Here is a 26459-nt window from a genome sequence, read left to right as displayed (position 1 = left end):
ATGGAGGCGCGTCCCGGAGTCGAACCGAGGTCCACGGATTTGCAATCCGCTGCATGGCCACTCTGCCAACGCGCCTCTGACACTCTTCAAGGCTCACCGCATTGCGGCATTCCTCTGGAGTACGGGATGCATTCTACGGATTCGATGAAATGAGTCAACACAATTTTTTTGATTTTAAATCGTTTGTCTATTTTGCATTCAAAAAGCGTTGATTTGCTCAGTTTACTAGCAAAAAAGCTCGATATTTCCACAAGATAACCGAACTCAGACCGAGCATTTCATGGCGAAATACTCGCTCAACCTAAAACAAAAATCGAGAGACAAAAAAACGGGCTTTCGCCCGCTTTTCTATTGATGTTCTTCGCTGAGTAAATCGTCTTTGGCGGCCGCCAAATATTGCACCATTGACCAGTAGGTCAAAATGGTCGCCACGTAAATCGCAGCGTAACCCAGCCAAACCATCCAGTCGTCGTAGCGCCAAATCAGCACCCACAATGCAAACATTTGGGTCAAGGTTTTCACTTTACCGATCCAAGACACAGCAACACTGGCGCGTTTGCCAATTTCCGCCATCCACTCGCGCAGTGCAGAGATGATGATCTCGCGCGCAATCATGGTAACCGCAGGAATGGTGATCCAAATGTTGTGGTAGTACTCAGTAATCAGAATCAGCGCAGTGGCGACCAACACTTTATCGGCAACCGGGTCGATAAACGCACCAAAACGCGACGTCTGCCCGAGTTTTCGCGCCAACATCCCATCCAACCAATCGGTGAACCCTGCAACCCAGAACACCATCGCTGCTGCAAATGGAGCCCAGTGGTAAGGTAAGTAGAAACACACGACAAAGACTGGGATCAGAAAAAGTCGTACTAAAGACAGAATATTGGGAATGTTAAAACGCATATTTTTAGGCTCTTATCGACTGCGCGTTTATGGTGCGGTATTTTTCTTATTGTTTCAATGTTTGATAAATGATTTCTGCTAAAGAATGACTGATGCCCGGCACTTTGGCGATTTCTTCAACAGTTGCACGTTTGAGCTCTTGCAAACCACCCATGTATTTGAGTAACGCCTGACGACGTTTGGGTCCAACCCCTTCAATGCCTTCCAGTGCACTGGTGCGACGCGTTTTACCCCGTTTGGCGCGGTGACCAGCAATCGCGTGGTTATGGCTTTCATCACGAATGTGTTGAATCAAGTGCAGCGCAGGTGCATCACTTGGCAAATGAAATTCATCGCCATCGGTGGTGATCAGCGTTTCCAGACCCGGTTTGCGCGTGACCCCTTTGGCAATACCAATCAGCCGCGGACGCTTCGGCCAATCTTGCCAACACTGCGTCATGATTTCATGTGCGCGGTTCAACTGCCCTTTGCCGCCATCGATAAAGATGATGTCTGGAATTCTGTCGACGTCTAACTGTTTGCCGTAACGGCGCTCGAGCACTTGCCCCATCGCCGCATAATCATCACCACCGGTAATGCCCGTGATGTTGTAGCGACGATATTCCTGCTTGAGCGGGCCTTCTTGGTTAAACACCACGCATGAGGCGATGGTACTTTCCCCCATGGTGTGCGAAATATCGAAACACTCCATGCGAGTAATATTGTCGAACCCCAACTCATCTTGCAGCGCTTTGAAACGCTGATTGATGGTCATCTTATGGTTAATCTTGGTGGTGATCGCCGTCAGCGCGTTGGTGTTCGACAGCTTCAAATAGCGCCCACGCGTGCCCGTTGGATTAACGTGGAAAGTGACTTTGCGACCCGCCAATTGCGTTAAGGCATCCTGCATTGGTTTGGCATCCACCAGCAATCCATCATTCAACAAGATACGGCTTGGCATCGTCCGCGCTTCATTGTGGCTGAGGTAATACTGGCTCAGGAAGCTCTCAAACACCTCTTCTTGCGACGTGTTGTGTGGAATCTTCGGAAAGTGGCTGCGACTGCCAAGGACTTTGCCCTGACGAATCATCAAAATATGGATACAGGCAATGCCCTTTTCCTGCGCAAAACCGAGCACGTCCATGTCGTCCATGCTGTCTTCAGACACGAATTGCTGCTCTTGCACTCGGCGAATGGCATGAATCTGGTCGCGAAACTTCGCCGCATCTTCAAAGCGCAATCCCATGCTGGCTTTTTCCATCTTATCGATGAGGATTTCTAGCACTTGTTTGTCTTTGCCTTGCAAAAACAGGCGCACGTAGTTCACCAGTTCGGCGTAGTCGTCATCAGAAATAATGCTGCTGACACAAGGGCCCGCACAGCGACCGATCTGATACATCAGGCACGGGCGTGTTCGGTTGCTGTAAACCGTATCTTCACACTGACGCACTGGAAAGATCTTTTGAATCAGGTGCAGCGTTTCACGCACCGCCCCGGAATCCGGATACGGGCCGAAGTATTCGCCTTTGCGTTTTTTGGCACCACGATGCATCGACAGCCTCGGGTGACGATGACCGCTGATGAAAATATATGGGTAGGATTTATCATCCCGCAGTAGCACGTTGTACTTTGGCAGGTACTGCTTGATGTAGTTGTGCTCAAGGATCAGCGCTTCCGTTTCGGTATGCGTGATCGTCACATCGATTTTCTCGATGTGCGTCACCAACGCCCGTGTTTTTTCGCTGTCTATCTTCTTGCGAAAGTAACTGGAAAGACGCTTTTTGAGATCTTTGGCTTTACCGACATAAATAACCTCAGCCTCGGCATTGTACATGCGGTACACGCCGGGCTGATTGGTTACTGTTTTCAGAAAGGAGGTCGAATCAAATGAAGACACTTATAACTTCTCAGTGTCGAGCATTCCGTGTCGAATCGCCAAATGCGTCAGTTCCACATCACCACTGATGTCGAGCTTCGCAAATAGTCGATAACGATAACTGTTGACCGTCTTCGGACTTAAATTCAATTGTTCCGAAATATCAGTCACTTTCTGTCCTTTGGTGATCATCAGCATGATCTGAAGTTCACGTTCGGACAAATCGGCAAATGGGTTTTCGGAGGCGGGTGAAAACTGACTTAACGCCATTTGCTGGGCAATTTCCGGAGAAATATAACGTTGACCACTGTGCACCACACGAATGGCGTTCACCATTTCGTCAGGTGCTGCACCTTTGGTCAAATAGCCCGCGGCTCCGGCTTGCATCACTTTAGTCGGGAACGGGTTCTCTGTATGAACGGTTAAAACGATGATCTTGACGTCAGGATTGAAGCGCAGGATCTTCTTTGTGGCTTCTAAGCCACCAATACCCGGCATGTTCATATCCATCAGTACGACGTCAGCATGTTGGCTACGACACCACTTCACTGCTTCTTCACCGCTATCAGCTTCCCCTGCTACGTTCATTCCACGGACGTCTTCAATAATACGTCGTATCCCTGTGCGAACCAGCTCGTGATCATCTACAAGGAAAACACTTATCAAACTTGTATCTCCACACTTATTAATTGGCTCTGCACCCACTGAGATAGTGGATAGCAGCTTGGCTGCCTTAGTCTAACTTAAATTCGGAATATTTTCTTACTCTGAATATGTGCTCAAACGCAAAGTTTAGCAAGCACTTATTTTTGCTCACCATCACGGATTGAGAATCGATTATTAAATCAACAAGTTAAGAATTATATCAAACCGTTTGCGTCATTTTTATCGTCATCATTCAATAGTTTGAACGGGATCCGGTAACGAATAAAAATTGACTCATTCTCAGCCACTTGGTGAATATTATTCCGGTTAAAAAGCGTGCCAATATGACGAATTATCATGCTGACAAGGCAGATATTCCTGCCATTAATCTCCCCACTTTCAGAATTTTGATATAGTCTCTGCTCAATGAAACAGAATGTTATTAATATCAATACCGGAATAGCGATTTGAGTATTCAGCAAGGCTTCTTATTAACTCGACAAGCGCGTGATATCCAAGGCCAAACCCAGATTGAACTCTGGCTCGCCACCGACCAAGGTCCCACGCAGTTGATCATTCGTGGTGAGCAACCGGTGTTCTTTATTCGCCAGCAGGACATCGATGCAGCGCAGGCGATCGCCCAACAGCATCAGATCACCGTGGAGATTCGCCCGCTGCCGCTGAAATCATTCGACCAAGAACCGCTGGCTGCGTGTTACTGCATTCAAATCCAACACGCGCAATCTTTGGCCCACCAGTTGGAACAAGCGCAACTGCTGACGCTGGAAGCAGACATTCGCCTTGCCGATCGCTATTTAATGGAGCGCTTTGTCAAAGGCAGCGTTGAATTTACCGGCCACATCACACCTCATGCCGATTACCGTCAAGTGCGCCAGGCAAAATGCCGTCAGGGCGATTACCTGCCCGCGCTGAGTGTGGTGTCATTGGATTTGGAATGTTCCGAGAAAGGTATTCTCTACTCCATCGGGCTCGACAGCCCGCTCGATAGCCGCGTGATCATGATTGGGGAGCCGCAAGAAGCCGACACGCCGATTCAATGGGTTGCCGATGAATACGCCCTATTGCAGGCGCTGATTGAGTGGTTTGAGCGTTTCGACCCCGACGTGATTATCGGCTGGAATGTGATTGATTTTGACTTTCGCTTGCTGCACAAACGCGCTGAATGGCACAAGATGAAGCTGATGTTGGGGCGCGCCAAACAACCGAGTTTCTTTCGCAGTGCCAGCCAAACGCAACAAGGCTTCATCACCATTCCCGGTCGCGTGGTGCTCGATGGCATCGACACGCTGAAAACCGCCACGTATCACTTCCGTTCTTGGTCACTGGAATCGGTGTCGCAAGAATTGCTCGGCGAAGGCAAAGAGATTCACAACGTGCATGACCGAATGGATGAAATCAACCGCATGTACCGTGAAGACAAACCTTCGCTGGCGAAATATAACCTGCAAGATTGCGTGCTGGTGAATAAGATTTTCACCCAGACGCACCTGTTGGATTTCGCCATTGAGCGCTCGCGCCTGACGGGGGTGGAATTGGACCGCATTGGCGGCTCCGTTGCAGCGTTCACCAACCTTTACTTGCCCCAGTTACATCGAGCGGGTTACATCGCACCGAATCTGCACTCCGAAGATTGGCTCGCCAGCCCCGGCGGCTATGTGATGGATTCCATTCCCGGGTTGTACGACTCGGTGTTGGTCCTAGATTTTAAGAGCCTCTATCCGTCGATTATTCGCTCATTTTTGATTGACCCAATGGGGTTGATTGAAGGATTGCAACAACCGCTGGGCAACGCACCCGACCAAGCCGTTCCCGGCTTTCGCGGCGGCCAGTTCCATCGCAGCAAACATTTCCTGCCGCAGATGATCGAAACCTTGTGGGCGGCGCGCGATGTGGCGAAAAAGAACAATGAAAAAGCGTTCTCGCAGGCAATCAAAATCATCATGAACTCGTTTTACGGCGTGCTCGGTTCGTCGGGTTGCCGCTTCTTTGATACCCGTTTGGCGTCCAGTATCACCATGCGCGGACACGAAATCATGAAGCAAACCAAGCAACTGATTGAAGCGCAAGGTTACCAAGTAATTTACGGCGACACCGACTCAACGTTTGTCTCACTGGGTCGTGAACATGCCCAGCACGATGCCGATGCCATTGGCCAAGGTTTGGTTCAGCACATCAACCAATGGTGGACGAATCACCTGCAGCAGGAATACGCGTTAACCTCAATTTTGGAGCTTGAATATGAAACTCACTATCGCAAGTTTCTGATGCCGACCATCCGCGGCGCAGAAACCGGGTCGAAAAAGCGCTACGCGGGTTTGATTGGAGAAGGCGACAAAGAACGCATGGTGTTTAAAGGACTCGAAAGTGCGCGCACCGACTGGACGCCACTGGCACAGCGTTTTCAACACCAACTTTACTGGATGATTTTCCACGGCGAATCGCCGGATGACTACATTCGTACCACGGTGGAAGCAACGCTGGCTGGCGAATACGACAACGAGTTGGTGTATCAAAAACGCCTGCGCCGCAAACTGCACGAATACCAAAAAAATGTGCCGCCGCAAGTCCGCGCGGCGCGCATGGCCGATGACATTAACGCGCGTCTTGGCCGCCCACTGCAATACCAGAATCGTGGCCTGATTGAGTACTGTATCACCGTGAATGGCCCCGAACCGAAAGAGTACATGAACAGCCCGATGGATTATCAACACTACATCGATAAACAGCTCAAACCGGTTGCCGATGCCATTTTACCGTTCATCGGTCGTCAGTTTGAACAGATCAGCGCGCCTCAGCTCGGCTTGTTCTGAGTCAACTCGTCTTGGTTAACCGATACGAAATTCTGTTTTCTCGTACTGTTTCACCAGCCACGGGCCAAAACTATCGAGCAGGCCAATGACCGAGCGTTTGGGAATGACGCGGCCGCTGAGCAGAATCGTCAGCCGTTCCACGTCTTGTTGTTTTTCAGGATGGTAACGTAAAAAATGCGCGCCACACGCCGCCGGATCGTCAAACCACTGCTTGTCGCGGTACATGATCAGCGAATAACTGGCCCGCAGCAGCTTTTTCGCAATCGTCTTTTGTGCCGCACTCTGCTCGGCCGCATTGCCTGCTTTGGCAATTTTATCACGGTAGAAGGTCAGCCAGTCGCCCACATCTTGGTTCCAGTGCTTAGCGATTTCCCAGCTCGGTTCGTAATGGCCAAAACATTCGGCCAGATCGTCACCGTAGACACAGACGCAACAGTGACGCAGCATAAATCCCCACGAGAAAATGCTGTCGAGCGTCGCGACATCACTCACCAAGGCCGTTTTGACGGACACATCAGTAATAAAAGGAAAGCTTTTTTGAAAACGCCAACGAATGGTGTTGAGCAGCGTAGTTTTGTTGTCGTCAAAGCCGCGCTTGGTGATCACCACCACATCGAGGTTAGATTCGCCCGGCCGCGCGGTTTTGCGCGCCACGCTGCCATACAAGTAGATACTGTGTAGACGTTCGCCAAGCCCGGCACGCAGAAACTTCACCAAATCGGCAATCGCCGGTTGGTACTCTGGCTGAAAAGGCTGTTGGGGATCGATCACCGGCAAACTCATGGTCAAAAACAATATCCGTTCATGGGGAGACAGCGTTATGTTCGCCCAAGGCTACCGTTGAATCAATACCTTGCCGAATCCGTTGCTGAAGAATTACACATTAAGCGAAAGAACAGCGAGTTTAGTCTCATCTCAGATATTCCTTTTCCCCCACTGCTTTAGTTATAATGCGCCGAATTTAAGAACGAAGGAAATTATTCCATGCCAAAGGCAAGTGAACTGAAAAAAGGTTTTGCGATCGTATCTAACGGCAAAACACTACTGATCAAAGATATCGAAGTGACCACTCCAGGTGGCCGTGGTGGTTCTAAAATCTACAAACTGCGTTGTACTGACCTAACCACAGGTGCACGTGTAGATGAGCGCTACAAATCGGACGATTTCCTGGATACCGTAGACATGAACAAACGCAACATTTCGTTCTCTTACGTAGACGGTGATGAGTGCATCTTCATGGATAACGAAGATTACTCTCAATTCACATTCAAACAAGCTGACATCGAAGACGAGCTGCTGTTCATCACTGAAGAAATTCAAGGTATGCAAGTGGTTCTGGTTGACGGTAAAGCAGTTGCAATCGAACTGCCATCATCGGTAGAAATGGTGATCGAAGAAACTGACCCATCAATCAAAGGCGCGTCAGCTTCTGCTCGCACTAAACCAGCTCGTTTCGCAACTGGTCTTGTTGTGCAAGTTCCTGAATACATCGCAACGGGTGAACGCGTGATCGTGAACACCACTGAACGTAAATTCATGAGCCGAGCGTAATTGCATGTCTGATTTAATTTCTTACGACGACGCAATCGACGCCGCTTACGATATTTTCCTCGAAATGGCACCCGACAACCTAGAGCCAGCCGACGTGATTCTGTTCACCGCGCAATTTGATGACCGCGGCGCCGCAGAAATCGTTGAAGTGGGCGATGATTGGGATGAACAGGTTGGTTTTGAAGTCGATAAGGAAGTGTTCACGGAAGTACGCATCGGCCTTGTCAACGAAGAGAACGACGTATTAGATGATGTGTTCGCACGAATGCTCATCAGCCGCGACCCGGATCAGAAAGCTTGCCACATGATGTGGAAACGCGATTAATCTGCTTCAAAAACGCCAGCATCACGCTGGCGTTTTCATTTTCGGTCGATTACTCAACCCAGGCTATTCCACCAACTGGTACGTAATCACATACAACGCTTCGATGCCCGGGTAAATATCGCTGATCACTTGCTTCAGTTCATCCAGCGTCATGTTCTCCTGCTCAGCGTGATATGCCGTCAACGCCGAGAACTGAACCGGTTCCACACTCTCAATATGCAGGCGGCAGAACCAACGTCCTTCCTCCAGCGTACTCACATCCACTACCGTGCCCGGCTGATAATCTTTTTCACTGGCATCACGAATCGTGATCACTTTCTTGCCCGCCAGAATGTCGCGCTCAAATCGGGCGAAAAACGTCATGGTTGTTGGAGCTGTCATAACACACCTTTTATTCAAATCATTCACACACTGTGGTCGACACAGCGCTGCACCCTCAATTTGCGTAGATGCAAATATCGAATACCGCAGCGATTATGCGAGATCGCAGGGGGAAAATCACCAGATTCAACGGCCATATTTCACGATCATGCCTGATTTATCTCCTCGACGTGTTCATTTCACCACACGTTGATGAAAACGCGCCCTCAAAAATCAGACCTTGCTAACACCCTGAAGCAAAAACCCTCAGCAGCAATTGCAATTTGTCTTGCAGTTTTAGATTATTTGTATATTCAAATTAATCACGCAGAACACAATGTCCGAATCTCCCCTTTATTTACAGATCAAACACTTCATTCTGGATAACATTGAATCCGGTCGCTGGCCTGTCGGCCATCGCATCGCGACAGAAATGGCATTGACGGAACAGTTCAATGTCAGCCGAATGACGGTCAATAAAGCGATTCGCGACTTGGTGACGGAAGGCAAATTGCAGCGCCGTCCGCGTTTGGGCACCTTCGTTTGCGCGCCGGAAGAGAAAGCTGAATCCCCGCTGCTCGATATTCGCAACATCGCCGATGAAGTGGTCAGCCGGGGGAAGCGCTACCACAGTAAAGTGATACAGCAGCAACAGATGGTTGCCGACGAAAGCGTCGCGACCAAGTTGGGGGTAATGCTCGGCACACCGGTGTTTTACAGCGAAATCCTTCATTACGCCAACGATGCGCCGCTGCAACTGGAAGTGCGCTGGGTCAACGCCCGTTATGCGCCCCACTATCTCCAGCAAGATTTCTCGCGCATCACGCCCAATCAATACCTCTCAGAAAACTGTCCGCTCAGCGCGATAGAACACACCGTAGAAGCCATCGTGCCCGATAGCCACATCAAAGCCACGCTGGCGCTCAATCCAAACGAGCCATGCCTGCTGCTCAACCGCCGCACGTGGAGTGGCGATAAGCTGGTCAGCTCTGCCCTGCTCTATCATCCGGGTTCTAAATACAAGCTCACGTCCAAAGTATTGTTGGACGACAATTAAACCTGAAGACCGAAAGCTGATCACATTTTTGCAACATCAACCTTGCCGGCGCCCCTAGTTTCCACTATTAATTGTATATACATTTAAATAGACAAATACACTTCACGCTGAAGTGCTCATTGAGTCATGACCAATGCATGACTGACCGAGGGAAACATGGAACTGATTCTGACCAACGCACGCATTGTCAGCATGCAAGCCGGAAGCGCTGGCTACCAACCCAGCGAGCCGATGAACGTGTTGATCCAAAACGGTCAAATGACTGCCATCAGCGCAGACGCTATCGACACCGATGCCAAGCCCATTGATTGCAGTGGCAAACTGGTCACGCCCGGGCTGATTGATTGCCACACCCACCTGATTTATGCCGGTAACCGTGCCAATGAGTTTGAAATGCGCTTGCAAGGCATGCCGTATCAAACCATCGCAGCGCAAGGGGGCGGCATTATTTCCACGGTCAAAGCGACGCGTCGTGCCAGCGTGGATGAACTGGTGGAGTTGGCCCTGCCACGGCTCGATGGCCTGCTAAAAAGCGGCGTGACATCGGTCGAAGTCAAATCCGGTTACGGCTTAACGCTCAACGACGAAGTGAAAATGCTGCGCGCCGCGAAAGCGCTGGAAAATCACCGCCGGGTCAAAATCACCACGACGCTGCTGGCTGCCCATGCGCTACCACCGGAATACATCGGCCGCGCGGACGACTACATTCAGCACGTCTGTCAAACCATCATTCCCCAAGTTGCGGAAGAAAAACTGGCCACCAGCGTGGACGTCTTCTGTGAATCGGTTGGGTTTAATCTCGCGCAAACTGAGCGTGTCTTTCAGTGCGCCCAAGCACATGGTTTGCAGATCAAAGGTCATACCGAGCAACTGTCTAATCTGGGTGGCACGGCCTTAACCGCCCGCTATCAAGGCTTGTCAGCGGATCATATTGAATACCTCGACGAAGACGGCGTCAAAGCGCTGGCGAAATCCGGCACCGTCGCCACGCTGTTACCGGGTGCGTTTTATTTCCTGCGTGAAACGCAAAAGCCACCGGTTGCGACATTGCGCGCGTATCAGGTGCCGATGGCACTGGCGACCGACATGAACCCGGGCACATCGCCGTTTGCCGACCTAACCTTAATGATGAACATGGGCTGCACACTGTTCGGCCTGACCCCAGAAGAAACGCTGCGTGGCGTGACCGTTCACGCAGCCAAAGCACTGGGCTTTGCAGAAACACGAGGTCAAGTTGCAACAGGCTTTGATGCCGACCTTGCGATTTGGAACATCGACCACCCGGCGGATCTCAGCTATCAGGTTGGCGTTCCTCGTTTACATGCACGAATTGTGGATGGAGCTTTCTGCCATGACTGATTTTCCTCAAACTTCCCATGATTACCAATGGCTTGGTCGTCACGACGCTGAAGATGGCTCACTGGGCACACGGGTTCACCATGTGATGCAATGCTTGCAAGCCAGTGAACTCAACGGCGAACACCATGCCGTGTCTTTGGTCGGTTTTGAATGTGATGCCGGCGTGGCGCGTAACAAAGGGCGCGTTGGCGCTGCTCAGTCGCCCAACCTCATCAAACAGGCGCTGGCCAACATGGCATGGCATCGCAGCTCAGCGCTCTATGATCTGGGCAACATTCATTGTGATGACGACGCCTTGGAACAGGCTCAATCGCGCTGCGCACAGGTGGTGGCGAAAGCGCTGTCTCATACGCCAGTGATTGTGTTAGGCGGTGGTCACGAAGTCGCATGGGCGACATTTCAAGGCTTGGCTCAGCATCTGCATGCACAGGGCATCACCCAGCCACGCATCGGCATCATCAATTTCGATGCGCACTTTGACCTGCGTGCCTTTGAATCGGCGCTGGCACCAGTCAAACCGAGTTCAGGCACACCATTTAATCAGATTCAACACTACTGCGCCGAGCACAACTGGTGTTTTCACTATGCCTGTCTGGGTGTCAGCCGCGCGAGCAATACCGCCGCCCTGTTTGAACGCGCCGATGAACTGGGCGTGTGGTATGTGGAAGATCGCGCGCTGTCGCAAGCCAACCACATCTATCACATGACGCAGCTGCAACACTTCATCGATGACTGCGATTATCTCTATCTCACCATCGATTTGGACGTGTTCCCCGCCGCGACTGCGCCGGGCGTGAGTGCACCCGCGGCGCGGGGCGTGAGTTTAGAAACGCTGACGCCATATCTCGACCGGATTCTGCACTACAAAAACAAACTCATGATTGCCGATATTGCGGAATACAACCCGACTTACGATATCGACCATCAAACCGCCCGCCTCGCGGCCCGATTGTGTTGGGATATCGCCAACACCATGGCCGAGAAAAATGTGCGCTGATAGTTAGCCACGGGCCAGCCAACGCGAAACAACAAACCCGAAAACGCTCAACGGAAAACGAGCCAAACAAATGAAACGGCGAACCCTGACTCGACACAACGGGGTTCGCCAACCCAAACATAAAGGAGTCGTAACATGACGCAGCACCACGCTCACGGTACCCGTCTGGACACAAGCCGCACCATTCGTGCACCCCACGGAACCACACTACGCGCCAAATCTTGGCTGACTGAAGCACCATTACGTATGCTGATGAACAACCTTGACCCGGACGTTGCTGAACACCCACATTCACTGGTGGTGTATGGCGGTATCGGCCGCGCGGCGCGTAACTGGGAATGTTACGACAAAATCGTCGAAGTGCTGGAGCGTCTGGAAGACGACCAAACGCTGGTGGTTCAATCTGGTAAGCCCGTCGGCGTGTTCCCAACGCATAAAAACGCCCCCCGCGTGCTGATTGCGAACTCCAACCTAGTTCCCCACTGGGCAAACTGGGAACACTTCAACGAGCTGGATAAACAAGGCCTGATGATGTATGGCCAGATGACGGCGGGCTCTTGGATCTACATCGGTTCTCAGGGCATCGTTCAAGGCACTTACGAAACGTTCGTTGCCGTCGCGAAGAAGCATTTCGATGGCAACGCGAAAGGTCGCTGGGTACTGACGGGCGGTTTGGGCGGCATGGGTGGCGCACAGCCGCTGGCCGCGACCATGGCCGGTTTCTCGATGATTGCGGTGGAATGCGACGAATCACGCATCGACTACCGCCTGCGCACCGGTTACGTCGATAAGAAAGCCACCAGCTTGGATGAAGCACTAGCGATCATTTACGAGTCCGATGAACCCGTTTCGGTTGGCCTGCTGGGCAACGCCGCAGACATTTTCCCCCAACTGATTGAACGCAACATCATTCCTGATGTGGTCACAGACCAAACTTCGGCGCACGACCCGCTGAACGGTTATCTGCCACTGGGCTGGAGCATGGAACACGCAGCAGAAATGCGCAAAGTTGACGAAGCGAAAGTCGTTAAAGCAGCGAAAGCGTCGATGGCGATTCAAGTTCGCGCCATGCTCGAACTGCAAGAACGCGGCGCCGCTACCCTCGACTACGGCAACAACATTCGTCAGATGGCGCTGGAAGAAGGCGTTGAGAATGCCTTTGATTTCCCAGGCTTTGTACCAGCATACATTCGCCCCCTGTTCTGTGAGGGCATCGGTCCTTTCCGCTGGGCTGCCCTATCTGGCGATCCAGAGGATATCTACAAAACGGATCAAAAAGTGAAAGAGCTGATCCCAGACAACCCGCATCTGCATAACTGGCTGGACATGGCGCGCGAACGCATTCACTTCCAAGGTCTGCCAGCACGCATCTGTTGGGTCGGTCTGAAAGATCGTGAACGTTTGGGTCAGGCATTCAATGAAATGGTCAAAAATGGCGAACTGAAAGCGCCTGTCGTCATCGGCCGTGATCACTTGGACTCCGGCTCCGTCGCCAGCCCGAACCGTGAAACCGAAGGCATGATGGATGGTTCAGACGCCGTGTCTGACTGGCCACTACTGAATGCGCTGCTCAATACCGCAGGCGGTGCGACTTGGGTGTCGTTGCATCACGGTGGCGGCGTCGGCATGGGCTTCTCCCAACACTCCGGTATGGTGATTTGCTGTGACGGTAGTGATGATGCATCACAACGCATTGCACGGGTCTTGCACAACGATCCAGCCACAGGCGTGATGCGTCATGCGGATGCAGGCTACGACATCGCAAAACGCTGTGCCAAAGAACAAAAGCTCGATCTGCCGATGCTGAACGACGAGCTGGCTCAACTGAAGTAAGGACAATGGACATGTTGAATTTAGTCATTAAACCGGGTTCGCTCACGCTGAACCAACTGCGTCAAATCAGCCGCTCACCTGTGACACTGTCACTCGATTCAGCCGCGATTCCTGCCATTGAACAGAGCACGCAGGTTGTCGAGCAAGTGATTGCGGAAGGTCGTACCGTGTACGGCATCAACACCGGTTTTGGATTGTTGGCAAACACCAAGATTGCACCCGAGGATCTGGAAATCCTGCAACGCAGTATCGTGTTGTCACACGCAGCCGGTATTGGTGAATTCATGGCCGACGAAACTGTTCGTCTGATGATGGTGCTGAAAATCAACAGTCTGGCCCGCGGCTTCTCAGGCATTCGTTTGGAAGTGCTGGAAGCGCTGATGGCACTGGTTAACAGCCAAGTGTACCCGTGCGTCCCTCAAAAAGGGTCGGTAGGTGCATCAGGTGACTTGGCGCCACTGGCTCACATGAGCACCGTACTACTGGGCGAAGGTCAAGCGCGCCACAAAGGTGAAATTGTTTCAGGCTTACAGGCACTCAAAATCGCCGGTCTAGAACCTGTCACGCTGGCGCCCAAAGAAGGCTTGGCATTGCTAAACGGCACGCAGGCATCGACAGCATTCGCCCTCGAAGGCTTGTTTATGGCGGAAGATTTGTTTGCATCAGCGACCGTGTGCGGCGCCATGTCGGTGGAAGCTGCATTGGGCAGCCGCCGCCCGTTTGATCCGCGTATTCATCGCGTGCGCGGCCATCGCAGCCAAATGGATGCTGCCGCGGCCTATCGTCACCTGCTAGATAGCCAGAGCGAGATTGGCAATTCGCACCAAGGGTGTGAAAAAGTACAGGATCCATATTCACTGCGCTGCCAACCTCAAGTCATGGGCGCGTGTCTGCAACAAATCCGCAATGCGGCCGAGACTCTGGAAGTCGAAGCCAACTCGGTATCGGACAACCCATTGGTGTTTGCCGACGATGGCGATATCATCTCCGGCGGCAACTTCCATGCCGAACCGGTTGCGATGGCGGCGGACAATCTGGCATTGGCGATTGCCGAAATCGGCAGCCTGTCTGAGCGTCGTATGGCGCTACTAATCGACAGCGCGCTGAGCAAACTGCCCCCATTCCTGGTTGACAATGGCGGCGTGAACTCCGGCTTTATGATTGCGCAGGTCACTTCAGCGGCGCTGGCGAGCGAAAACAAAACGCTGGCGCATCCCGCGTCGGTGGATAGCCTGCCCACATCCGCCAACCAAGAAGACCACGTTTCCATGGCGACCTTTGCAGGGCGTCGTCTGCGTGAAATGAGCGAAAACACTCGTGGCATTTTGGCGGTGGAATACCTCGCGTCGGCACAGGGGTTAGATTTTCGTGCGCCAAATAAATCGTCCGCGCGTGTGGAAGAAGCGAAGCAAATTCTGCGCAGTAAAGTGCCGTTCTACGACAAAGACCGATACTTTGCGCCAGACATCGCCGATGCCAACGAACTGCTGAAGCAGGCGGTGCATAACCACCTGATGCCAGAGCAGATTCTGCCAAGCTTTCAGTAGGTAAGATCTTGCAGTAAGTCACTTCTTGCAGTAAGTCGCATCTTGCGCATCCATCAGAGCCCTGCGGGGCTCTTTTTTGTGCGTTTATTTCCGCGTTTATTTTGCGCATTGACTACGTCGGCAGCGCTGCGAACAATACTTCACCTCATCCCAGCAACGTGCCCATTTTTTGCGCCATTGAAATGGCCGCGCGCAAACGATGCAAATTTTAGATGGTAAATGCGCTTTGTGATGACCCGCCATCATGGCCGCCTCCGCGTGGACTTTTCAAGAAATACGCAGATAACACAAGCACGATCAATGTCATTTGTCTCTCTTTTGCGCTCAAAGCTAAGATTTCACAATAAGTTGGCACTCATTGGACCATTAAAACTTTTGATGCGGCTATAATCCGAGGCAGTTTTGACGAAATAGCGTAAATTATGTTTCTAGCTCCGTACTTCTCATCTCAAGAACATCAGTTCCAATTCACCCGCGAACAGGCAAGTCACTTTGCCAAAAAAGTGGCGGGCGACTTCAACCCTATCCACGACGAAGACAGCAAACGCTTCTGTGTGCCGGGCGATCTTCTGTTTGCGGTTCTGCTGCAAAAAGAAGGCATTAGCCAGAAAATGCACTTCAACTTCTCGGGGATGGTGAGCGACGGAACAGCGCTTCACATTGAGAACAAGTGCAGCAAAGAAAGCGCCGTCATCGATGCGGCAGGTAAAGAGTACCTGCACATGCGCCATGAAGGCGATGTGAGCCACAACGCCGCATTCATTGAACACGTGGTGACCAACTACGTGCAGTTTTCAGGCATGAACTTCCCACACATCATGGTACCGCTGATGGAAGAGAAGCAGATGATGATCAACTGCCAACGCCCCTTGGTGATTTACGAAAGCATGGAAGTGGAATTCGACCACCTCGACCTCACCCATCCAGAAGTTGCATTTACTGGTGCCACTTTTGATGTTGATGGTAAGCGTGGTCTCGTGACCTTAAACTTCGCCTTTAAAGAAGAAGGCCGTGTGGTCGGTAAAGGCGTGAAACGGATGGTGGCTAGCGGCCTGAAGCCCTACAGCCAAGAAGACATTGACGATTTGGTCAATCGCTTCAACGAGCGAAAGGATGCCTTCCTAGCAAAGTTCGCTAAAGCGGCCTAACGGTTGCTCACATGGCATAAAGAGAAAAAGCTCCCTTGGGAGCTTTTTTCATATCCAGCGGCGCACGCGCGCTTTGTAATCGGTGTAAGCCCGGCCGAACAATCGCGTCAGCACTCGCTCTTCGGGTTGAATCTGAAACCGGTTCATGTAGACCACAAACAGCCCCACCACCAGCAAGCTGACCCCATTTTGATGCCAGTATGCAAAACCCAGCAGAAGCAATAACAACGCCAGATACATCGGATTGCGGCTGTAATGGAAAATGCCGCTATCGACGACCGTCGACGCTTCATGCGGTTTGGTCGGATTCACCGTGGTCTTCGCGCGGCGAAATTGCACCACACCGGCGATCCCAATCACGCCTGACAACACAAAGCACACCGCAAATACCCCGTACTGGTAAGGCAACATCACATCCGCAAATCGACACGCTTGAGCCAGACGATTCACCATCACCAGCGCAATCAGAAACAGCGCCACTGGTGGTATTTTTAACTCCAAATATCGCATAACCGCTCCTTTCGATGTCGCTTTCAGTATACGCAAAACACGCCAGCGTGCTGCCAACTCTACCGCAATTCGCTGCGGCAGAGACAAGAAAGCCCGGCAATACCGGGCTTTCGATTACAGCAGCGTCAGCAGCGCTTGCAGTGGATGCTTCGGCTTCACCTGCTCAAAGCGCTTCACCTGACTGCGGCACGAATAGCCGGTGATCAAACAACGCTCTTTAGGCAACTTGTCTAAGCTGGGCTTCCAGCTCAAGCCGTAAATGTCTTTCGACATTTGCAGTTTATCCACTTCGTGACCAAACGTCCCCGCCATGCCACAACACCCAACGGGCACAGTTTGCAGCGTCGCGCCAAAGTGCGCAAAGATAGCGCCCCACTCTTTCTCCGCGTTTGGCATTTTGGTTTTCTCGGTGCAGTGCGCCAGCAAATACCACGGCTCTTCTTGGCCGGCGTCACGCGCTTCAAACTCACGCAGACGCGGCTGCAACCATTCGTGTACAGTCAGAACTTGATAATCACCGCGCTCAGCGCCCAGCACTTCAACGTATTCATCGCGGTAACACAGCACCAATGCCGGATCGACACCCACCAGAGGAATGTTGAGATCCGCGACTTGAGAGAGAAACGCCGACGTATTGGCCGCCGTGGTGCGGAACTGTTGCAAGAACCCTTTGATGTGCTGCGCTTTCCCGTTCGGTTTAAACGGCAGCAGAATCGGTTTTTTACCCAGTTTGACCGCCAAGGCGATGAAATCTTCCACCACATCCGCATCGTAGTAACTGGTGAACGGGTCTTGCACAATGATCACATGTTGATCGCGATCGGCCTGCGACAAAGAGGCCAAACGCTGCATGTCAAAGTGCGCCACCGGATGACGACGCGTACGCTGTGCCAGCGTCGGCACCGACAGCAGCGGCGCATCAACGTAACCCACGGTTGACGCAGTCAGGCTTTGTACCCATTTCTGCGCGATCACGCCATTGACCAATCTCGGCGCTTTGCCCATCACCGGCAACATGCTTTCAATGTTCGCCACCAAGTAATCCTTCACCGGACGTTGGTAACGGGAGTGATAGATATTGAGGAAGCGCGAACGGAAACTCGGTACATCAACTTTAATCGGACACTGGCTGGCACACGCTTTACACGCCAAACAACCATTCATCGCTTCATATACTTCATGCGAGAAGTCGTATTCGTGACGCTTGTTCATGCGGTTACGCACGCGCTCAATCATGGTTTTGATGGTCGGCGCGGTTTCCAGCGTCTGTTTTTCCAGATCGAGAATATCGATGCCCTGCTCAGTCAGTTGGCGCAGCCATTCACGCACCAGACCCGCGCGGCCTTTGGGTGAGTGGCGGCGATCTGCGGTCACTTTCATCGATGGGCACATTGGCGAGCTGGTGTCGTAGTTAAAGCACAAGCCGTTGCCGTTACACTCCATCGCTTGCTTGAAGCTGTCGCGCACTTGCACGTCGATTTGGCGATCAAAGTAACCACGCTTGGTATCAGACACTTTGACCAATTCAAAGTTGGTGTCGAGCGGCGTACAAATTTTGCCCGGGTTCATCTTGTTGTGCGGGTCAAATGCGGCTTTTACACGGCGCAGTTCAGTAAACAGTTCATCACCGAAAAACTCAGGGCCGTATTCAGAACGGTACCCTTTACCGTGCTCACCCCACATCAAACCGCCATATTTCGCGACCAGTTTGACCACTTCATCCGAGACTTCATGCATCATCAGCTCTTGCTTGGGATCGCACATGTCCAGCGCTGGGCGCACGTGCAATACGCCTGCATCCACGTGACCGAACATGCCGTAAGCCAAGCCTTTGGAATCAAGCAACTGGCGGAACTCTGCAATAAAGTCAGCCAAGTTTTCCGGCGGCACGCAGGTATCTTCGGTAAACGGAACCGGTTTTGCACGGCCTTTCGCCGCGCCCAGCAGGCCCACCGCTTTTTTCCGCATATTGTAGATACGGTTGATGCTTGGCAGATCGTCACACACTTGGAAGCCGATAATGCCCGCTTCCTGATTCGCGACCATTTGCTCTAAGCGAGCGGTCAAGACCGCCACTTGGGATGCCACCAGCGCGTCATCTTGGTCAGCGAATTCGACAATATTGATGCCTTGCATCGTTTTGCCCGGTACGTCAGTGATCAAGTCGCTCACGCTGTGCCAAACGATGTCTTCTTTCGCAAGATTCAACACTTTCGAATCCACGGTTTCTACCGACAACGCATTCGCTTCCACCATCACCGGCGCATTGCGCAGTGCCGAGTCAAAGCTGTCGTATTTGATGTTCACCAACGTGCGCGCTTTCGGAATGCGCGTCAGGTTCAGTTTGGCTTCAGTAATGAACGCCAAAGACCCTTCTGCACCACACAACACACGGGTGATATTAAATTGATCGGTTGCTTCATCAATCGCATTTTTCAGATCGTAGCCGGTCAGAAAACGGTTCAGCGGCGGGAATTTCTCCACAATTTGCGCGCGTTTTTCGCGGCACACCGTTTCGGTCACTTGCATCGCCACGGCAGCATATTCTCCCGCATTCGGCAAACCGCGTGATAAATCGGTTTCCAGCATCGAACCGTCGGCAAACACCGCTTGCAACGACAGCACGTGATCGGAAGTTTTCCCGTATTTCAACGAGCCTTGCCCCGACGCATCAGTATTGATCATGCCGCCGAGCGTGGCGCGGTTGCTGGTGGACAAATCGGGTGAGAAGAAGAACCCATATGGACGAACAGCATCGTTGAGTTGATCTTTGATCACGCCGGCCTGCACACGCACCCAACCCTCTTCGGCATTCACTTCAAGAATTTGGTTCATGTGACGCGACAGATCCACCACCACGCCTTTGGTCAGCGACTGGCCGTTGGTGCCCGTGCCGCCGCCACGCGCTGAAAATGTCACGCGCTCGAATTCCGGTTTAGTGCTAAGTTTACCGATAAGGGTGACGTCGTGAGTCGATTTGGGGTGAATCACCGCTTGCGGCAGCTGTTGATACACGCTGTTATCGGTGGACACGGCCAAACGGCTTGAATACTGCGTTTCAATGTCGCCGCTAAAACCTGCTGCTTCCAGTTCATGCAAAAAGGTTAAAACAACGGGGTCGACATCGGATTGGAGATGAAGTCTTGGTAACATTTGCTTCCTGCCCGTACTGCGCTGATCCGATCAGCTCTGGGTTGAGAGTTAATTTTGGAATTAATCTTTGAATCAGGTCACTTTACAACATTTAAAAAGGTGATCAAATCAGAATCTCAATGCCAGAATGAATTGAAAGGGAATTTATTGTGGGCGACACGCCAAATCGGTCAAGTTGCAGCCAAAACACACATAAATGTGGGTCAAAGCACATACGCAATCGTTTAGCTGAGAAATTTTCTCTTCGCGATTGATGGTTTGAATGGAGGGGAATGTGCACATTGCACTACTCCTTTTCGACCGATAAGGATACGCTGCTTATTCCGCTTTTCGTCTTATTAGCATCTACGGACAAATACATGAAAAAAAATAAAATCGTGACCACCGAAGACATTTTGTTGAAGCTGTGCCAATCAGTTTCAAGCGTGCTTACTTCAGCCACAGGTTCAACCATTTCTTATTCTGCGATGGTGCAGAAGATCAACAAAACCTCATTGAAACCTGATTTTGGTTGCTTCGTTCTGTTCGACGGCGGGTTCACTGGCTTGGTCGTGATTAACTTTACGGCGAAAGCCGCTCTGGAAGTCTACGCGAACTACATGCGTAACATGGGCATGCCGGAAGAAGAACTGGCCGTTCTGCACACCTCCGATGAAGTGGGCGACGTCTTGGGAGAACTGATGAACCAGTTGGTCGGCGATTTCACCAAGAAAGTACGCAAAGAGCTGCAAACCAACATCACGCAAAACCAACCTAAAATGCTGTCGCTGAACAAGCAGGTCATTCTGTCGGTCGACACCAACCTCGATCGCCCGCAAGCACGTCGCGTCACCTTCTCCACCGAAAACAACAACATCTTCTACCTTGAGCTGGCAATGGATAAAACCGAATTCATCCAGTTGGAAGAGTTTGAAGTGCAGGAAGACGAAAGCCCAGATTCGATTCTTGAAGCCACTCAACAGAAAATGGCCACCAAGAAAGAACCGGCGAAAAGCAACGACGTTGACCCTTCTGACCTACTCGACGAACTGGGTTTGTAATCCATTGACGCGCCAATCTTTGAGGAGATTCTTTGAGGAGATTGGCGCTCCGCCTTTAAATTCCATGACAGAAACGTTAAAATAGCCAACTTTTCTTAATGCCGTAGAAACGTTTTTCGCATGTCGATGGATAAACAAAAAGCCCTCAAAAAAATCGCGAAATGCCTAGAGTTAGGCAATTCAGCCAACGTGAACGAAGCTGCGAACGCCATCAAGATGGCGCACCGCCTGATGCTCAAGTATGGCTTGGACAAAGATGACATTGAGTTTATCAAAATGGGGAAAACGCAGTCGACGCACCTGCTGCCGGCTTCGATTTCATCTGCCATTTTGCGTGTCATTCGCGGTATCAACACCAAGTTTGGCGTTGAAGCGGTGCTGCTCAATCACAAAGGCCTGAAACGCGTGGAATTCATCGGCGAAGCGGACCGCGCCATCTTTGCGGCGTTTGCGTTTGATATCGTCTATCGCGAGATGAACGAACAGACCGGTCAATTCCGCAACAGCTTTGCTGGCAGCGGCACATCGAACCCAGAAGTACAGCGTCGCGTGAACTCATTCCTCTCGGGTTGGGTCGAAGGCGCACTGGAAAAATTGCCGATCATTACGCCAGATGAAGAATCTGCAAATAAAATCAATAGTTATATTGATAAAGAATTCAAAAACATAGACCGCGAAACCTTTAAGCAGCAATTGCGTGAAGCGATGAAAAACCTCACCGCCGATTACGAAGTTGGGCTGAAAAAAGGTCGTCGAATTTCGGTCAGCCGCCCCATTGATGGCGCTCAAGCGCCCAAGTTATTGAAGTAAATCCTTCGTCAAACCTGAGTAAAATCGTCTAAGCTTGCATTGACGACAAGGCTGTTTTTTCGTTTATTGCATGCGGAAAAAATAATGACTCATGGAGATGACGTTTTGAAAAAAATAACTCTGGCATTGGCCGTGTTGATCGCACTTTCTGGCTGTGCAGCAACACAGCGACAGAACGCAACCACCGGTGAAACCGAGACAAACTCAGCCACCAAAGGCGCATTGCTCGGCGCACTGGCGGGTGCTGCGGTGGGCCTTGCAAGTGGTGATGATGCCAAAGAGCGTCGTCAGCGTGCACTCATCGGCGCCGCGGGGGGGGCTGCAGTGGGCGGTGGCGTCGGCTACTACTTTGACCAACAAGAAGCTGCGCTTCGTCAAGAGCTGCTGAACTCCGGCGTTCAAGTCGAACGTGTGGGCGAAAACCAATTGGTGCTGCGGATGCAAAACGGCATCGGCTTCCAAACCAACTCATACCAGCTCGACTCGTCTATCCACAACACGCTGCGTGGTGTGGCAAAAATTCTGGTCGAATACCCAGACACCAGCCTTGTGATTGACGGTCACACCGACAGCACAGGCAGCGACACCACCAACCAAATTTTGTCTGAACGTCGCGCGGAATCCGTTCGTTCGTTCTTACTGTCTCAAGGTGTTGCCGCAGGCCGTGCCATTGCGCGTGGCAATGGTGAACGTTACCCACTGTGCACCAACAGCACCGCGGATGGCCGTTCATGTAACCGCCGCGTTGAGATTCAAATTCTCCCGCTAAAATGATTTAATGAGCCAGCCACAATGATGGGATGTGTCTGAACATCAATGACTTAAGCCTGGCATAACGCCGGGCTTTTTTAATAAGGATCGTGATCGGGTATGCGCCACTTCGTTCGAGGATTGCTCGTTGCTCTTACTGCACTGCTGACATTCAGCGCACAAGCCGACATTTCAGATTTGATCACCTTGGCCAATCAGGGCGATCGTAACGCGCAGTATCAGCTCGCCGTTGATTATCAACGTGGCCATAACACGCCTGTCAGTCAGGACGATGCATTCTATTGGTTTCAACAGGCCGCAGAAGCCGGCCACACGCCCGCAATGGTTCAGCTTGCCAACGCCTATGTTGCCGGAGCTGGCACAGACAAAGACATCCACAAAGCGCTCTTTTGGTTGATCAAATCCTTGGTGGACGGCAATCAGAGCGCTGCTGTGCATATCGGGCAGTTGTATCAAAGCTTAACGCAATCACCGAGCCCAGACGCGATGGCGGAGATTTGGTATCACAGCGCCGCCGAACACAACCCACAAGCGGAGCAATTGTACGCGCAATTGCTGGAGCAGAAATTCAACCAGCAGCGTGCGCGACAGGTGTCGTCCATCGAACAATTGGAAAGTGCCATCGACGCCTCCACCGCCCAACCCACACCCGTGGTAACCACCACGACGCAACATCAAACCGAAAGCCTGATGAGCGATTACCTGTTCATCGTTCTGGTGGTGTTGGTGATCGTCTGTTTGCTGTCGGCTTATCGCTATGTCAAACTGGCCAAACGTCGCCAATCCACGCACGAGCAGGAAGACTATGCCGCCAAACTCAACGCGCAATCCGGCATCGTTAAACAACAAAAGCGCCAGTTAGAAACCCTCTATCGCGAACTGAAATCTCTGCAAAACGCGCAAGCCAATCTAAATCAGGATCATAAGTTATCACTGGCCTGTGCGATGTTTGGTTTTCATCCCAGCCAGCTTCCCGATGAACGCAGCATCAAAGTGCGATACAAACAACTGTCGAAAATCTACCATCCCGACATGAAGGGCAGCGAAGAGGAAATGAAGCGTCTGAACGGCGCCTTAAAGATTATTATTAACCATGTTAATAAATAGTTAATTCAACATTCATTATTCTGATATTAATTTCCCATGATTGCTCGCAGCCCTTATGGCGCAATCGATTACTCTCGCAAGATCCATAACAAACACTTAACTTACCCCAGTTGACTATGCGATAATTCGCCGCGAATTAAACACCTGAATCAGGTGGGGAGAAAACATGTTCACAATCGAAGGCATTTGCGACTGGTGTAAACAACCCAGCCTGCTGACTAAACACGAATATATCGACGGTAAATCACACTACTCTTGTGCTAAATGCAATGAATTTGCGCGTATGGATGTACGACAATTTAATATTGCCGAGCAAGCGTTGCGAGAGCGTCGAGCCCAGCAGGCCGCATTCAGACCTTAACCCGAGAAAAGAGCGCCAGGATGGCGCTTTTTTGATCGCCGTCCTTCCGCATATGTTCTTGTCTTCTTTTTTCGTCTCTTCTTTTATCTCTGCCGATCTCCGTCGTCAAACACGCGCAATGAAGCCTCGTCTCCGTTTTCCTTTGGATTTCTATACAGGGGTTTGCCTGTTGTACAGGTCGTTGAACAGTATTCGCGTCACCATAAAGCACCACCGCGATCACAAAACATCGCACTTAGCGAACAAAAAACACACAACCAAATTCAATAAAATAATAAATATAATCAATAGGATAAATTAAAAACTACGCATCACTGATTTGAATTCGTGCATTCCATAAGCGAATTATCACTTGATCAGTACCGCATTTGATAATACTGTATACACATACAGCATGTATGAAAGGACAGTATTATGCTTCACGCAGATTTCAAGACCACACGTTTTGTAAACCACACTTACAACACCACCCGTTACACCCCACAAGGGGCTAACACCGGCATGATGTCTCGCCTGGCTAATTTATCGCAGCAGCAACAGTGGATTCTTTACACTGCCCAGTGCCCGCGTCCTCAATACGATGAGCTCAATGCACATCACGTACAGTGCGGAAAAATTATTCATATGAAACCTTCTCAGTCTCACTCCGAAATCGAAATCGTGATGAAAGCGATTCAATCCGGCAACGCCAGTGCGATTGTGGCCTCAAGCAACATCGACATCGTCAGCCAAAAATTGCTGGCACAGTTGGCGGCTGAACATCACTGTGAAGTCTTCTTCCTCTCCGGCATGCCGACCGCTTTCCATTAATTGTGCTTTCCATTAAGGATGATTATTACTGTCTTTTCCCTCCGTTTCGGCGGGGGGGCTTTTCTGCCGTGCTTACGGATTCCCCCAAATCTTCACATTCCCCCGCTGTAAAATAGAGTGACCAGACAAAGCACTGAGTTATTTAAGCAAACGTTTGCTTTTTATCTGGCGACAGAAAATAGTTCTGGTATGATGCGCTCAGTATTTGATATCTCATCCCGTTTTTACGCTACGGATATCTTCTCTCAACGACGTTTGAAATAAGATAGGAATGTCTAAATGAGCCTTGCTGACCAAGTTCTTGCCGTCAATGACGACCTCCCCATCCGCACCAACCAACCTGTTCACAGCGGCAAAGTCCGCTCGGTATACTGGCTAACTGAAGACGACAGCCGTCGCCTGATCAAAGAAAAAGGCTACAACGTTGCCGAAGATGCGCCACTGGCCATCATGGTGATCAGTGACCGAATTTCTGCTTTTGACTGTATCTGGCACGCCGAAGGCGGCGTCAACGGGGTTCCGGGCAAAGGTGCGGCACTGAACGCGATTTCAAACCACTGGTTTAAGCTATTTCAAGAAAATGGCCTAGCCGATAGCCATATTCTGGACATCCCTCACCCGTTTGTGTGGATCGTACAAAAAGCCAAACCAATCAAGATTGAAGCGATTTGCCGCCAGTACATCACCGGTTCGATGTGGCGAGCGTACTCAAAAGGCGAACGCGAATTCTGTGGTATTGCGCTGCCAGAAGGTCTGGAAAAAGATAAAGCGCTGCCAGAGCTGCTGATGACGCCATCAACCAAAGGCATTCTGAAAGGCATTCCCGGCGTACCGGAAGCGGATGACGTCAACATCACACGTCAGAACATTGAAGATAACTTTGCAGCATTCAACTTCAGCAAAGCGTCAGACATCGCGCTGTACGAAAAACTGCTGAAAGAAGGCTTTGGCGTGATCAGCGATGCGCTGAAAGCGATTGGTCAGATTTTCGTCGACACCAAGTTTGAATTTGGCTACGTGACCGATGCCAATGGCGTTGAAAAACTGATCTATATGGATGAAGTGGGCACGCCTGACTCATCTCGTATTTGGGATGCGCAGGAATACCAAGCAGGTAAGATTGTCGAAAACTCAAAAGAAGGGTTCCGTCAGTTCCTGCTGAACTACTTCCCAGATCCAGACATTCTGCTCAACAAAGAGCGCATGCCTGAGCGTGAAGCACTCGCACGTGATAACGCGTTGCCTCTAGAATCACTGATGGACATCTCTCGCACTTACCTGGGTATTGCCGAGAAAATCGTCGGCCATCCGATTGAGCTGAGCACGAATCCAAAACAGGAAATCATCGACGTACTGGCAAAAGAGTACGGTTTGATCGATTAAGTGTTTCATCCCGCATGAAATAGAAAAACGGTCCCGCTGATTCAGCCGGACCGTTTTTGTTGGTGTCGAGGCCAAGCGAGCGCGATGGAAACCCACCCAT

General features: G+C 51.1%; 24 protein-coding genes and 1 tRNA gene. 16 read left to right on the top strand and 9 right to left on the bottom strand.

The features are described from left to right. Position 1: 1 nt before the first annotated feature. The 4 genes from ACS18Q_RS06050 to uvrY all read right to left on the bottom strand — a co-directional run bounded on the left by ACS18Q_RS06050 (position 2) and on the right by uvrY (position 3427). Positions 2–75: transfer RNA gene (locus ACS18Q_RS06050), tRNA-Cys, on the bottom strand. Between the two features lie 273 nt (positions 76–348). Further along, positions 349–906, bottom strand: coding sequence for a CDP-diacylglycerol--glycerol-3-phosphate 3-phosphatidyltransferase (gene pgsA / locus ACS18Q_RS06045; RefSeq protein ID WP_004726215.1), 558 nt, complete (start codon positions 904–906; stop codon positions 349–351). Positions 907–952: 46 nt separating this feature from the next. After that, positions 953–2782, bottom strand: coding sequence for an excinuclease ABC subunit UvrC (gene uvrC, locus ACS18Q_RS06040; protein WP_441257533.1), 1830 nt, complete (start codon positions 2780–2782; stop codon positions 953–955). Beyond that, positions 2783–3427 carry a UvrY/SirA/GacA family response regulator transcription factor gene (gene uvrY / locus ACS18Q_RS06035; RefSeq protein WP_038151245.1) on the bottom strand — a complete coding sequence of 215 codons (645 nt, stop codon included), beginning with the start codon at positions 3425–3427 and terminating at the stop codon, positions 2783–2785. Between the two features lie 446 nt (positions 3428–3873). Here uvrY and ACS18Q_RS06030 point away from each other — a divergent pair, with 446 nt between their 5' ends. Then, positions 3874–6237 (top strand): DNA polymerase II, encoded by a 2364-nt coding sequence (locus ACS18Q_RS06030; RefSeq protein ID WP_441257532.1) that lies wholly within the window; start codon positions 3874–3876, stop codon positions 6235–6237. A gap of 15 nt (positions 6238–6252) precedes the next feature. Here ACS18Q_RS06030 and ACS18Q_RS06025 read toward each other — a convergent pair whose 3' ends face one another. Next, the gene (locus ACS18Q_RS06025; RefSeq protein WP_038151446.1) at positions 6253–7020 is read right to left on the bottom strand and encodes a nucleotidyltransferase domain-containing protein; all 768 of its coding nucleotides are present in this window, start codon (positions 7018–7020) and stop codon (positions 6253–6255) included. Between the two features lie 201 nt (positions 7021–7221). On the opposite strand from ACS18Q_RS06025, the gene yeiP reads away from it, so the two are divergent. Beyond that, the gene (gene yeiP, locus ACS18Q_RS06020) at positions 7222–7788 is read left to right on the top strand and encodes an elongation factor P-like protein YeiP (RefSeq protein WP_004726219.1); all 567 of its coding nucleotides are present in this window, start codon (positions 7222–7224) and stop codon (positions 7786–7788) included. A gap of 4 nt (positions 7789–7792) precedes the next feature. Then, positions 7793–8113, top strand: coding sequence for an HI1450 family dsDNA-mimic protein (locus tag ACS18Q_RS06015; protein WP_004726220.1), 321 nt, complete (start codon positions 7793–7795; stop codon positions 8111–8113). A 63-nt stretch (positions 8114–8176) separates the two neighbouring features. On the opposite strand, the gene yqfB is transcribed toward ACS18Q_RS06015, so the two are convergent. After that, positions 8177–8494, bottom strand: coding sequence for a N(4)-acetylcytidine aminohydrolase (yqfB, locus tag ACS18Q_RS06010; protein ID WP_158165171.1), 318 nt, complete (start codon positions 8492–8494; stop codon positions 8177–8179). Between the two features lie 316 nt (positions 8495–8810). Here yqfB and hutC point away from each other — a divergent pair, with 316 nt between their 5' ends. From hutC to hutH, 5 genes are all read left to right on the top strand, one after another. Further along, entirely contained in the window at positions 8811–9530 is a 720-nt protein-coding gene (hutC, locus tag ACS18Q_RS06005; RefSeq protein WP_441257531.1) for a histidine utilization repressor, read from the top strand. Between the two features lie 156 nt (positions 9531–9686). Next, a complete protein-coding gene (gene hutI / locus ACS18Q_RS06000) occupies positions 9687–10889 on the top strand; it encodes an imidazolonepropionase (RefSeq protein WP_441257530.1) in 1203 nt (400 codons plus the stop codon). Beyond that, on the top strand, positions 10882–11886 hold the full coding sequence (gene hutG, locus ACS18Q_RS05995) for a formimidoylglutamase (protein ID WP_441257529.1): 1005 nt from the start codon (positions 10882–10884) through the stop codon (positions 11884–11886). The genes hutI and hutG overlap by 8 nt, the downstream gene beginning before the upstream one ends. A 135-nt stretch (positions 11887–12021) precedes the next feature. Next, entirely contained in the window at positions 12022–13719 is a 1698-nt protein-coding gene (hutU, locus tag ACS18Q_RS05990; protein WP_412498396.1) for a urocanate hydratase, read from the top strand. An 11-nt stretch (positions 13720–13730) separates the two neighbouring features. Next, the gene (gene hutH, locus ACS18Q_RS05985; protein ID WP_441257528.1) at positions 13731–15266 is read left to right on the top strand and encodes a histidine ammonia-lyase; all 1536 of its coding nucleotides are present in this window, start codon (positions 13731–13733) and stop codon (positions 15264–15266) included. A gap of 96 nt (positions 15267–15362) precedes the next feature. Here the strand turns inward: hutH and ACS18Q_RS05980 are convergent, their stop codons facing one another. Beyond that, positions 15363–15509, bottom strand: coding sequence for a DUF2256 domain-containing protein (locus ACS18Q_RS05980; protein WP_081454217.1), 147 nt, complete (start codon positions 15507–15509; stop codon positions 15363–15365). A gap of 179 nt (positions 15510–15688) precedes the next feature. Here ACS18Q_RS05980 and ACS18Q_RS05975 point away from each other — a divergent pair, with 179 nt between their 5' ends. Continuing rightward, the gene (locus ACS18Q_RS05975) at positions 15689–16414 is read left to right on the top strand and encodes a DUF3581 domain-containing protein (RefSeq protein WP_004726227.1); all 726 of its coding nucleotides are present in this window, start codon (positions 15689–15691) and stop codon (positions 16412–16414) included. Between the two features lie 48 nt (positions 16415–16462). On the opposite strand, the gene ACS18Q_RS05970 is transcribed toward ACS18Q_RS05975, so the two are convergent. After that, entirely contained in the window at positions 16463–16924 is a 462-nt protein-coding gene (locus tag ACS18Q_RS05970; protein WP_158140868.1) for a methyltransferase family protein, read from the bottom strand. Between the two features lie 114 nt (positions 16925–17038). After that, positions 17039–20077 carry a D-2-hydroxyglutarate dehydrogenase YdiJ gene (ydiJ, locus tag ACS18Q_RS05965; RefSeq protein ID WP_208549704.1) on the bottom strand — a complete coding sequence of 1013 codons (3039 nt, stop codon included), beginning with the start codon at positions 20075–20077 and terminating at the stop codon, positions 17039–17041. Positions 20078–20436: 359 nt separating this feature from the next. Between ydiJ and ACS18Q_RS05960 the strand changes: the two genes are divergently transcribed. The 7 genes from ACS18Q_RS05960 (at position 20437) to ACS18Q_RS05930 (ending at position 26359) form a co-directional block, all read left to right on the top strand. After that, complete coding sequence (locus ACS18Q_RS05960) at positions 20437–21117, top strand: DUF3334 family protein (protein ID WP_038151248.1); 681 nt, start codon at positions 20437–20439, stop codon at positions 21115–21117. A gap of 126 nt (positions 21118–21243) precedes the next feature. Further along, complete coding sequence (locus ACS18Q_RS05955) at positions 21244–21927, top strand: DUF2786 domain-containing protein (protein WP_038151448.1); 684 nt, start codon at positions 21244–21246, stop codon at positions 21925–21927. A gap of 105 nt (positions 21928–22032) precedes the next feature. Beyond that, positions 22033–22701 carry an OmpA family protein gene (locus ACS18Q_RS05950; protein ID WP_014205245.1) on the top strand — a complete coding sequence of 223 codons (669 nt, stop codon included), beginning with the start codon at positions 22033–22035 and terminating at the stop codon, positions 22699–22701. A 96-nt stretch (positions 22702–22797) separates the two neighbouring features. Further along, positions 22798–23805: a J domain-containing protein gene (locus ACS18Q_RS05945; RefSeq protein WP_441257527.1), complete on the top strand. Its 1008-nt coding sequence runs from the start codon at positions 22798–22800 to the stop codon at positions 23803–23805. A 166-nt stretch (positions 23806–23971) separates the two neighbouring features. Continuing rightward, positions 23972–24166, top strand: coding sequence for a hypothetical protein (locus tag ACS18Q_RS05940; protein WP_014205247.1), 195 nt, complete (start codon positions 23972–23974; stop codon positions 24164–24166). A gap of 414 nt (positions 24167–24580) precedes the next feature. Beyond that, positions 24581–24976: a hypothetical protein gene (locus ACS18Q_RS05935; protein WP_441257526.1), complete on the top strand. Its 396-nt coding sequence runs from the start codon at positions 24581–24583 to the stop codon at positions 24974–24976. 279 nt (positions 24977–25255) lie between these two features. Beyond that, the gene (locus ACS18Q_RS05930; RefSeq protein WP_004726236.1) at positions 25256–26359 is read left to right on the top strand and encodes a phosphoribosylaminoimidazolesuccinocarboxamide synthase; all 1104 of its coding nucleotides are present in this window, start codon (positions 25256–25258) and stop codon (positions 26357–26359) included. Positions 26360–26459: the final 100 nt, after the last annotated feature.

It is taken from the genome of Vibrio sp. Vf1514, from assembly GCF_052076135.1.
GTDB lineage: Bacteria > Pseudomonadota > Gammaproteobacteria > Enterobacterales > Vibrionaceae > Vibrio > Vibrio furnissii.
This window is presented reverse-complemented; position numbering and strand designations above follow the sequence as displayed.

Excerpts from the sequence above, each read along its gene's own strand:
- pgsA (WP_004726215.1), bottom strand. The coding sequence starts at position 906 with ATGCGTTTTAACATTCCCAATATTCTGTCTTTAGTACGACTTTTTCTG.
- ACS18Q_RS06025 (WP_038151446.1), bottom strand. The coding sequence starts at position 7,020 with ATGAGTTTGCCGGTGATCGATCCCCAACAGCCTTTTCAGCCAGAGTAC.
- yeiP (WP_004726219.1), top strand. The coding sequence starts at position 7,222 with ATGCCAAAGGCAAGTGAACTGAAAAAAGGTTTTGCGATCGTATCTAAC.
- ACS18Q_RS06015 (WP_004726220.1), top strand. The coding sequence starts at position 7,793 with ATGTCTGATTTAATTTCTTACGACGACGCAATCGACGCCGCTTACGAT.
- yqfB (WP_158165171.1), bottom strand. The coding sequence starts at position 8,494 with ATGACAGCTCCAACAACCATGACGTTTTTCGCCCGATTTGAGCGCGAC.
- hutC (WP_441257531.1), top strand. The coding sequence starts at position 8,811 with ATGTCCGAATCTCCCCTTTATTTACAGATCAAACACTTCATTCTGGAT.
- hutI (WP_441257530.1), top strand. The coding sequence starts at position 9,687 with ATGGAACTGATTCTGACCAACGCACGCATTGTCAGCATGCAAGCCGGA.
- hutG (WP_441257529.1), top strand. The coding sequence starts at position 10,882 with ATGACTGATTTTCCTCAAACTTCCCATGATTACCAATGGCTTGGTCGT.
- hutU (WP_412498396.1), top strand. The coding sequence starts at position 12,022 with ATGACGCAGCACCACGCTCACGGTACCCGTCTGGACACAAGCCGCACC.
- hutH (WP_441257528.1), top strand. The coding sequence starts at position 13,731 with ATGTTGAATTTAGTCATTAAACCGGGTTCGCTCACGCTGAACCAACTG.
- ACS18Q_RS05980 (WP_081454217.1), bottom strand. The coding sequence starts at position 15,509 with ATGGCGGGTCATCACAAAGCGCATTTACCATCTAAAATTTGCATCGTT.
- ACS18Q_RS05975 (WP_004726227.1), top strand. The coding sequence starts at position 15,689 with ATGTTTCTAGCTCCGTACTTCTCATCTCAAGAACATCAGTTCCAATTC.
- ACS18Q_RS05970 (WP_158140868.1), bottom strand. The coding sequence starts at position 16,924 with ATGCGATATTTGGAGTTAAAAATACCACCAGTGGCGCTGTTTCTGATT.
- ydiJ (WP_208549704.1), bottom strand. The coding sequence starts at position 20,077 with ATGTTACCAAGACTTCATCTCCAATCCGATGTCGACCCCGTTGTTTTA.
- ACS18Q_RS05960 (WP_038151248.1), top strand. The coding sequence starts at position 20,437 with ATGAAAAAAAATAAAATCGTGACCACCGAAGACATTTTGTTGAAGCTG.
- ACS18Q_RS05955 (WP_038151448.1), top strand. The coding sequence starts at position 21,244 with ATGGATAAACAAAAAGCCCTCAAAAAAATCGCGAAATGCCTAGAGTTA.
- ACS18Q_RS05945 (WP_441257527.1), top strand. The coding sequence starts at position 22,798 with ATGCGCCACTTCGTTCGAGGATTGCTCGTTGCTCTTACTGCACTGCTG.
- ACS18Q_RS05940 (WP_014205247.1), top strand. The coding sequence starts at position 23,972 with ATGTTCACAATCGAAGGCATTTGCGACTGGTGTAAACAACCCAGCCTG.
- ACS18Q_RS05935 (WP_441257526.1), top strand. The coding sequence starts at position 24,581 with ATGCTTCACGCAGATTTCAAGACCACACGTTTTGTAAACCACACTTAC.
- ACS18Q_RS05930 (WP_004726236.1), top strand. The coding sequence starts at position 25,256 with ATGAGCCTTGCTGACCAAGTTCTTGCCGTCAATGACGACCTCCCCATC.